We start from the raw sequence: 1,828 nt of genomic DNA, 5'->3' as shown, positions 1-1,828 counted from the left end.
GCGGTGTTCCACTCACCCGTTGTCCATACGCCGCAGGCCGGCAAGCCGATCGTCATGGCCTATCTCAGCGCCGCCGATGTGGTGCTCGGCAATGACAGTTTCCGCTATGTCCGCGAAATTGTCGATGAGTCTGCCAATATGGCGATGCTGGAGTTCGAACTCGAACTCGACGGTATTCACGTCAACGGCGTCGATATCATCAGCTGGAATGATGAGGGCAAGATTCAGGATTTCAAGGTGATGGTCCGGCCGCTTAAGGCGATCAACAAGGTCTGGGAAGAAATGGGCAAGATGCTGGAGACAATGAAGGGCTAGGCAAGCCGCTTCTTCACAAACGATACACGCTCTTCGACGCTGGCATTGGGCAGTTCGACCAAGTCATAGCCATATTCTTTCCACGCTTTCGTTACCGCAACATAAGTGGCTTTGGCTTCCTGCCAATCCTGAATGCGATCCTGGTCGCCGTGATAGATTTCCTGCCACGGCGGAGCGACGAATATTGGGCCAGCATATCGGTAGTTGCGACATGCTTGCTCAAGTTCCTTTGGTCTCGGCAAACCCATCAGATCGAGAAATCCTGCATTGTCAGCAAAGCCTCGATCAAACAGCCAGGTCTCTGAACCGGCATTGGCCCTTTTGAAATTTTCAACTTCCAGCTGCAAAATTTCCAGTGCATAGGAAAGCGGGCTTTGCTCCCGCAAATCATGACCATCGGTTCTTGCCAGAATAGCGCGGCCAGACTCGCTACCAATCGCTATTCCTTCACGGGATAGTTTCTCACAGAGCGTTGTTTTTCCAGATCCCGGACCGCCAGTTATGTCCGCAATCTTGGCGGACTTTCGAATCATCCAAACAGCGTCAGCACACCAATTGTCTGCTCGTCACCCATCAGGCCGGAATAGATCATCTTGCCGGCGACATAGACGATGACCGCCAGTCCCAGATAGGCAATCCACTTGTAGCGTTCGATATATTTGGCGACCACATTGGCAGCCAGGCCCATCAGGGCAACCGACAGCACCAGACCGATTACCAAGATCCCGGGATGTTCGCGCGCCGCACCGGCTACGCCCAGCACATTGTCGAGGCTCATCGACACATCGGCAGCGGTCACGGCCCAGACCGCAACCCAGAAGCTTCTCTGGGCCTTGACACCGCTATGTTCGTCGCCTTTGATCTCGTCCGATCCCGGAGATTCACCCTCGTGAAAGATTTCGCGGTAGAAATTCCAGCCGACCCAGAGCAGCAGCAAGCCGCCCGCCAGCACCAGACCAACAATCTGCAACAGCTGCACGACAATCAGCGCGAAAATGATCCGCAACACCAATGCGGCGGCAATACCGATCAGGATGACCTTGCGCCGCTGGTCGGCCGGCAATCCACCGGCCAGCGCGCCAACGACTATCGCGTTGTCGGCGGCAAAGACCAGATCGATCAGCACCACCTGCCCGAAAGCCGCCAGCGCCGCCGGTGATCCGATATTGGAAAAATCATGGACGACCGCGGCCCAGATATCGGCAATCGATCCCAGGCCGGTTGCGGCAACAGATAAAATGGCTAGCAGTTCAATCATGATAAAATCGATGGTCCGTAATAGTTCACAACCGGCATAGAGTCATAGAAATGGTGAAGCAAGGCGCGCCATTGCTGATATTCCGGCGACTGCCGAAAACCGTCGCGGTGCGATTCAATCCGGTCCCATTTTATCAGCAGCAAATAACGATCCGGATCATCGGACGACGGCCGCAGTTCGATCGACTGGAAACCCGGCTGGATCGCAACCAGTGGCCTGGCTTTTGCCATCGCCGCTGCAAAAGCCGCCGACTGC

The 1,828-nt window shown here is 55.3% G+C and carries 4 protein-coding genes; 1 reads left to right on the top strand and 3 read right to left on the bottom strand.

Features of this window, described 5'->3' with window-relative positions; genetic code table 11:
- Nucleotides 1–315, top strand: a 315-nt coding sequence (locus V7665_RS10065) for a nuclear transport factor 2 family protein (protein WP_335664406.1), incomplete at its 5' end; no start/stop codon positions are given.
- Here the strand turns inward: V7665_RS10065 and V7665_RS10060 are convergent.
- The 3 genes from V7665_RS10060 to V7665_RS10050 all read right to left on the bottom strand — a co-directional run.
- Nucleotides 312–848 (bottom strand): AAA family ATPase, encoded by a 537-nt coding sequence (locus V7665_RS10060; protein ID WP_335664405.1) that lies wholly within the window; start codon nt 846–848, stop codon nt 312–314. The two genes, V7665_RS10065 and V7665_RS10060, sit on opposite strands and share 4 nt — an antisense overlap.
- On the bottom strand, nt 845–1,573 hold the full coding sequence (locus V7665_RS10055) for a YjbE family putative metal transport protein (RefSeq protein WP_335664404.1): 729 nt from the start codon (nt 1,571–1,573) through the stop codon (nt 845–847). The genes V7665_RS10060 and V7665_RS10055 overlap by 4 nt, the downstream gene beginning before the upstream one ends.
- Nucleotides 1,570–1,828, bottom strand: a 259-nt coding sequence (locus tag V7665_RS10050) for an antibiotic biosynthesis monooxygenase family protein (RefSeq protein WP_335664403.1), incomplete at its 5' end; no start/stop codon positions are given. The genes V7665_RS10050 and V7665_RS10055, both read right to left, overlap by 4 nt.

The organism is Parasphingorhabdus sp., assembly GCF_036964675.1.
GTDB lineage: Bacteria > Pseudomonadota > Alphaproteobacteria > Sphingomonadales > Sphingomonadaceae > Parasphingorhabdus.
Note: the sequence above shows the minus strand (reverse complement) of the source record. Positions and strands in the feature narration are given on the sequence as shown.

Bases quoted from the DNA above. Each gene is read 5' to 3' on its own strand.
- V7665_RS10060 (WP_335664405.1), bottom strand. From the start codon at position 848: ATGATTCGAAAGTCCGCCAAGATTGCGGACATAACTGGCGGTCCGGGA.
- V7665_RS10055 (WP_335664404.1), bottom strand. From the start codon at position 1,573: ATGATTGAACTGCTAGCCATTTTATCTGTTGCCGCAACCGGCCTGGGA.